Source organism: Methylobacterium variabile (assembly GCF_001043975.1).
GTDB classification, from domain to species: domain Bacteria; phylum Pseudomonadota; class Alphaproteobacteria; order Rhizobiales; family Beijerinckiaceae; genus Methylobacterium; species Methylobacterium variabile.
Genome location: NZ_LABY01000158.1, coordinates 1 through 6,524, shown reverse-complemented (window position 1 = coordinate 6,524; position 6,524 = coordinate 1). Strand labels below are relative to the sequence as shown.

General features: G+C 70.2%; 5 protein-coding genes, 1 tRNA gene, 1 pseudogene and 1 other annotated feature. Of the genes and pseudogenes, 5 read left to right on the top strand and 2 right to left on the bottom strand.

Annotation, left to right across the window (positions count from 1 at the left end; translation table 11 throughout):
- Nucleotides 1–279, bottom strand: a 279-nt coding sequence (locus VQ02_RS21410; protein ID WP_048446244.1) for a 3-hydroxyacyl-CoA dehydrogenase NAD-binding domain-containing protein, incomplete at its 3' end; no start/stop codon positions are given.
- A 156-nt stretch (nucleotides 280–435) separates the two neighbouring features.
- Complete coding sequence (locus VQ02_RS21405; protein ID WP_425339915.1) at nucleotides 436–2,649, bottom strand: glycosyltransferase family 2 protein; 2,214 nt, start codon at nucleotides 2,647–2,649, stop codon at nucleotides 436–438.
- A 481-nt stretch (nucleotides 2,650–3,130) separates the two neighbouring features.
- Here VQ02_RS21405 and VQ02_RS21400 point away from each other — a divergent pair.
- From VQ02_RS21400 to VQ02_RS35885, 5 genes and pseudogenes are all read left to right on the top strand, one after another.
- A tRNA-Val gene (locus VQ02_RS21400) sits at nucleotides 3,131–3,205 on the top strand.
- A 528-nt stretch (nucleotides 3,206–3,733) separates the two neighbouring features.
- Entirely contained in the window at nucleotides 3,734–4,321 is a 588-nt protein-coding gene (locus tag VQ02_RS21395; protein WP_048446243.1) for a YgjV family protein, read from the top strand.
- Between the two features lie 364 nt (nucleotides 4,322–4,685).
- The gene (locus VQ02_RS21390; RefSeq protein ID WP_048446242.1) at nucleotides 4,686–4,892 is read left to right on the top strand and encodes a hypothetical protein; all 207 of its coding nucleotides are present in this window, start codon (nucleotides 4,686–4,688) and stop codon (nucleotides 4,890–4,892) included.
- 238 nt (nucleotides 4,893–5,130) lie between these two features.
- Nucleotides 5,131–5,409 (top strand): hypothetical protein, encoded by a 279-nt coding sequence (locus tag VQ02_RS37395; RefSeq protein WP_157080740.1) that lies wholly within the window; start codon nucleotides 5,131–5,133, stop codon nucleotides 5,407–5,409.
- Between the two features lie 183 nt (nucleotides 5,410–5,592).
- Nucleotides 5,593–6,355, top strand: a pseudogene (locus VQ02_RS35885) (IS3 family transposase); the annotation flags it as partial.
- Nucleotides 5,874–5,990: a sequence feature (AL1L pseudoknot), on the top strand. (Overlaps the previous pseudogene by 117 nt.)
- Nucleotides 6,356–6,524: the final 169 nt, after the last annotated feature.

The following is a 6,524-nucleotide window of genomic DNA, read 5'->3' as shown; positions in this document are numbered from 1 at the left end:
GCCGTCGCCGCGGCGGGAGGGGGTGCCGACGGCGATGAAGACCGCGTCGGCACCGGCGACGGCCTCGGCGAGGTTGGTGGTGAAGGCGAGGCGCTCCTGGCGGACGTTGTCGGCGACCAGGGCGTCGAGGCCGGGCTCGTAGATCGGGATGCGGCCGTCCTTGAGGGCGGCGATCTTCTCCGGGGCGGTGTCGACGCACACGACGGTGTGGCCGAAATCCGCAAAGCACGCCCCAGACACAAGGCCGACATAGCCGGACCCCACCATCGCAACGCGCATCTCACGTCCTCCTGGCAGCGGCGCGGAGCGCGCCCATCGGCCGCGACCGACCGGACCTCCGCGACGGTCCGGCCACGGTCGAGTGCCCGGCCTCGTGCGGGCCCTCGCGCATCGCTGTAGCGTTGCAGTGCAGCGCGGGCAACGGGCGCCGCACCGTCACCAGAGGCGGAACAGCGCCTTCGCGCGGGCGAGGTTAGGGTTGTAATAGGGGTCGTTGCGCAACTCGGGGCCCCAGCGCTCGGTCATGGTGGCGACCTCGGCCTCGAAGCGGGCGCGCTTCTCGGGCGTGTCCTCCTTGCCGCGGCTCTTCGACTCGTGGTGCGTCAGGGCGGCGTGGGGTGTCCAGATCACGCTGTAGCCGGCCCGGCGCACCCGCAGGCAGAGGTCGATGTCGTTGAAGGCGACGGCGAGGTGCTCGGCGTCGAAGCGGCCGGCGGACTCGAACACCTCGCGGCGGGTCATCAGGCAGGCGCCGGTGACCGCCGAGACCTCCTGCGCGATCACCATGCGGCCGAAATAGCCCGGGTCGTCGGGCCCGATGTCGGGGTGGCTGTGGCCGGCGACGCCGCCGACGCCCAGGACCACGCCGCCATGCTGGAGGGTGCCGTCCGGATAGGACAGCTTGGCACCCACCGCACCCACCGCCGGCTCGACCGCGATCGAGGCCATCTCGCCGAGCCAGCCCGGCTCGCGCACCTCGATGTCGTTGTTGAGGAAGAGGAGCAGAGGTCCGCTCGCGGCGGCAGCGCCGTCGTTCGACAGGGCGGAGAAGTTGAAGGGGCCGGGCCGCGACAGCACCCGGACCCGCGGATCGGCTGCGGCGGCCTCGAGCAGCCCCAGGGCCGAGGGCTCGGTGCTGCCGTTGTCGACCACCACGACCTCGATATCGGGGTAATCGGTGCCGCGAAGCAGGCCGTCCAGGACGACGCGGAGCAGCTCGGCCCGGTCCCGGGTCGGGATGATCACCGAGACCCGGGGGGCCGGATCGGGCAGGGCCCGCACCAGCCGGTTGAAGCCGAGCGGGCCCCGCTCGACCCGGTGCGGCCAGCCGCGCCGCGCCACCAGTTCCTCGAGGGCCCGCAGCCGCGCCGCCTCGGCACGCGCCAGGAAGGCGTCCGAGAAGGTGCCGGAGCCGATCGCGGTGCGCCAGTGATAGAGGATCACCGGCAGGTGGCGGACGCGCCGGGGCTCGAGGTGATCGCTCAGGCGCAGGAGCAGGTCGTGGTCCTGGCTGCCCTCGAAGCCCGGGCGCAATCCGCCCACCGCCTCGATCAGGCTGCGGCGCACCACCGTCAGGTGGTTGAGGTAGTTCTGCCCGTAGAGCAGCTCCGGATTCCAGTCGCCCTTGAAGTGCGGCTCGAAGCGCCGGCCGTCGGCATCGATCTTGTCCTCGTCGCTGTAGATCAGGTCGAGGTCGGGCTCGCGCCGGATCGCCTTGGCCACCTCGTAGAGGGCGTGGGCCGGCAGCACGTCGTCGTGGTCCATGAAGGCGACGTAGGCGCCGTGGGCGAGCGTGAGCGCCGTGTTGGTGGCGGCCGCGATGTGGCCGTTCTCGGGCCGTCGCTCGACGCGGATGCGGGGGTCGGCCGCGGCGGCCCGGGCGAGCACGCGCGGCACCGCCGGATCGGTCGAGGCGTCGTCGGCGATGCAGAGCTCCCAGTGCGGGTAGAGCTGCTCTTGAACCGAGCGCAGGGCCTCCTCCAGCACCTTCGGCTCGGGATTGTAGACCGGCATCACCACCGAGATCAGGGCTGTGTCGCGCCACTGCGCCACCTCGGCCTCGATGCGGGCGCGGTCGGCCTCGCTCAGGGTGTCGAAGTGGCGGACCCAGGTGTCGTAGGCGGTCAGCCCGGGCGGCACGAGGGCGCGGGCGAGGCGGTGCTGCGAGCGCACCCGCTTGCCGACGGAGCGCCAGAACAGGGCCTGGGCGGTGAGCACCGGCCGGCGCAGGGCCGCCCGGCCGACCAGCGCGAGGCGGCTCCGCACCGTGACGGTGAACTCGGTGATGCTGAGCGCCGGCTCGCCGAGCATCGGCGTCAGCCGTAAGGACGTCGTGCCGGCGGGAAGCCGCCCGAGCCAGGTGAAGCGCCCGTGACCGAAGGCCCGCTCGGACAGGCTGGTGCCCTGCGGGCCCTCCGGCCCCTCGGCGAGGGCGGTGAGTTCGACCCGGCTGAAGGCGCCGTGGTTCTCGTCCTTGAAGGCGATGCTGACCCAGCGTGCGCCGAGCTCCAGATCCGCCACGTCGAGGCTGAGGGCCTCGGTCCCGAACTCGAGCCGGAGGCGGGCGAAGTCCCGGGCGACGGCGCGCCCGCGGGCGACGCGGATCGTCGCCCGCAGGGGGGTGGCGGGGGAAACGGTCTGGGCTGTCACCTGTCCTCGCGCCTCCAGGGGCCGCATGGCCGGCCGCGACAGGATGGCCGCCCGACGCCCGGCAGCGCCATCATCATCAATGAAATCAAATGGTTATATCGAGTCTTGCGGTCGGACGTGTAGCAGGGGGGCGGCACGGCTGGCAAGGGGAGCCGCCCCTGCGGGAACCGGGCCGGACTTCCGGTCCCGCATCGAGGGCTGACGACACCTCCGTTCCTGAGTGGGCCGGGACCGGCACCCGCGCCCCGGGCGCGGAGCCAGGGTGCGGGCCGCGCCGGGAACGCGCAGGGCAGTGAGAGGCGCCCACGGACTACGACGGCCATCTGCCGGCCGACCCCGCGCGGCGTCGAACGGCAGGCGGAATCGCTTCGCCCACATAGGCGGAACGTGAGAAAGCGAGACGGCGAAGAACCGGCTTGCCACCCATCCGAACAGCCTCTATATGCCCTCTCACACCGGGGCCGCGGCAAGCGGCTTCGGAGGGCGCGTAGCTCAGCGGGAGAGCACTACGTTGACATCGTAGGGGTCACAGGTTCGATCCCTGTCGCGCCCACCACTTAACTTCCTGAGAGCGCTCAGGACGTTTTGTGAGAATTCCGGATCTGCGACGTGATTCCGGGTTCATCGAACCTCGGAGCCGCGGATCAAGGGGCCACCGCAGGTTCGATCCGGGAGTGTCGCCCCGGTCGCTGAACCTGACTCGGCAGTCATGAAACCGGCCCGTCGTAGAGACGCAGGTCGGTTTTTTGCCGTTCCGGCCCACCCTTTCCGGTCCGGTCATGGCCCTCGCCCTCCTGCCTTCCGTTCTCGCCTGATCCCGCGGCTCCGCCAGCCTTTCGCCCGGCGTGCCGCCCTGTACGCGCTCGCGTTCGCGGCCAGCTCCGCATCCCGGACGTCCGATCGGAGCCAGCGCGGACGAATAAGATCGTCCGGCGCCGGAACTCGGCCGGGCAGGGGGAACCGGCCCGTCGCGACGCGAGCCGACGCTCGCCGCGCCGCAATCCCGCACGTTCTCCTCCGCAAAATCGACACCGGCCGAACCGAGCAGGCGGGCCGCCCCGTTCGGGTGCGCGGAACCCCTTTCATGCTCCCACTGGATGTTTCGGCCCTCTGGCTCGCCGCCGGAGCGGGCCTCGATGCCTTCGGCGCGGCCGGCTTGGCCTTTGGCGCAGCCGCCGGCCTGATGCCGCGCCGCGGCTTGATCCTGCTGGCCTCGGCCGCCTCGTCGACCTGCTTCGGCGCTCATTACCTGTCCCTCGGCTCGCCCACGGCCACGGCCATGAGCGCGGTCGCCGTCGGGCAGAACCTGCTCGCGGCGCGATTCGTGCGGGAAGAGGGCAGCCCGCCCTGGCTCACCGGCCTGTTCGGCGCCGTGTTCGTCCTCGTCATCGGGATCATGCTGGCGACCTGGACCGGATGGCCGTCGGCGTTCGCCGGTGTCGGCATGCTGCTCTCGACGGCGGGGCGGTTGCAACGCACCGCGCAGGGATTGCGCGGCCTGTTCCTGGGCGCCAGCCTGTGCTGGCTCTGCCACAACCTCCTCGTCGGATCGGTGTACGGTCTGCTCTGCGACGGGCTCTCGATCACGGCCCTCACGGTCGCGCTCCTGCGCGGCTGGGCGGGCCGGGAATTGCTGGGAGGACCGTTCGGCGGGAAAGCGGTACCGGCGTGATGACAGCCCCGAGCGGCAGTCTTCGTCGTGAAGCGGCGCGGGGTGACCTTGTCCGGGCCGAAGCACTGCCTCGGTCTCCGCGAGCGTCCGTCCCTGCGGACGTCAACATCCGGATCGCGTAGCCCGGGTCCGCGCGGCGGAGCTTCGCTCCGCACGCCTGAGCGGAGCCGGCATCCGCATGGCGAACGCGGTCACGCCGTGATCGCCTGACGCCGTGCCGGTGTGCGGGAACGATCCTGACGGAGGCACGCAGGCTACCTGCGCCGCGAGGATTGCGGGCTCACCGCTCGGAGCGGTGCCGGACCGGATCGCTTGGGCTATGTCCGGCGCGAGGCCGAATCCCCGGCCGCGAGGATTTCTTTGCATGACCGAGCAGGATGTGGGTGTCGCCTTCGCCACGCTGGCGACGGCGCTCGCGGTGGCGCTGCACAAGCAGGGCGTGGCCGACGGTGAGGCGCTGCTGGCCGAGACCGTCGGCACGCTGGAGGCCGTGCTGCAGGACGATTACCCGGAGAAGGCCCGGGCGGTCCTCTCCGCCTGCGCCCGCTCCCTGCGGGCGGCGGAGGGCTGAAGGCCGCCGCCCCGAGCCGTATCACGGACCGCCCCCGGAATCGTCGCATGGCAGCCGAGCGGTCGCAGCGGCCGGCCTGGAAGCTCCATCTTCAGATCATCTGAACCTGTCATTCAATCTGATGATGCGGCCGCATTTAAATCAGCAGATATAGCGTACGGAGCATCGTCTCGCGGGAGAGCGAGATCTTTGCCCGACCTCTTTATATTAATGTCACCTTCAGGGGGGAGACATGCGCTTGCTCAATGCGCTGCCGGCAGCGTTCCTGATGCTTGCCTGCGTCGGCTCGGCGTCCGCACGCTGTCCACTGTACCTGCCGATGCGTGTGGGACCGACGACCGGCAACCCCGAGAAGGATACGGTCGGGTTGTTCTGCGCACAGCCCGAGCCCAGCCTGCCGGCCGCCGCCACGGGTGGCGGCCGTCCCCTAACGCAAGTGGGCGCGTCGATGGGCGACGCAGAGAAGAACACCGTAGGGTTCGCATCGTCGTCGGCCTCGGAGCGGGCCGCTCGGTGATGGCTCCTTCCAGAGGAGCGGCGTCGGCTCGATCCGATCTCGACCTCGGTTCGCCGGGCGCTGGAACGCCTTGATGACATCGTTGCCGGCGTCGATCAGGCGACCGGCCCTGGCCGTCCTTCAGCTTCTTGAGTGCACCGCTCCGGATTTTTCGGAGGCTCCTCCTTCTGAGAGGATGGAGCCATGACGAAGCGAACGGCCCCATTTTTCCCTGCGGGGCGCGAGCGTGCCGTGCGGATGGTGCGCGACCACGAGAGCGAGCACGGCTCGCAATGGTCGGCGATCCAGTCGATCGCCGCGAAGATCGGTTGCTCGGGCGAGACGCAGAGGAACTGGGTGCGCCAGTCCGAACGCGATCAGGGCATCCGTCCCGGCCAGACGACGGATGAGCGCGAGCGGATCAAGGCGCTGGAGCGGGAGAACCGCGAGCTGCGCCAGGCCAACGAGATCCTGCGCAAGGCCTCGGCGTATTTTGCCATGGCGGAGCTTGACCGCCGGTCGCGGCCATGACCAGCTTCCTCGACGAGCATTGGGAGGTCTACGGGGTCGAGCCGAGCTGCAGGGTGCTGCCGATCGCCCCGTCGACCTACTACGTGCATGCCGCCCGGCGTGCTGACCCCGAGAAGCAACCGGTCCGTGCTCGTAGCGATGCCGCGTTGATGATCGAGATCCAGCGCGTGTGCGAGGCCAATTTCTGCGTCTACGGCGTCGCAAGAGCTTGCCCCGGACTTGATCCGGGGTCTGGCGGCAACTGGCCCGCGAGGGGGTCGTGGTCGCTCGCTGCACGGTGGCGCGGCTGATGCGCAAGATGGGCTTGGCGGGGGCGGTGCGTAGCAGGACCGTGCGCACTACGATCCCCGACCCGGCAGCAGCCTGCCCGCTTGATGGGGTCAACCGCCAGTTCAAGGCTCCGCGGCCGAATGCCTTGTGGGTCAGCGACTTCAGCTAGATACGGTCTGCGAATTGGTAGCTGGCGGGGGCTTGGAGATGTGCGATGAGCCTGCGTCTTGAGCCGATTGGTCTGATGTTGATGTTGGCCCGTTTTCGTGGAGTGGTGATCAGCTTGCGGGCGATGGGTCCGCCAGCGTCTCCTTCTCGTAGCGGATCGGCGAGCG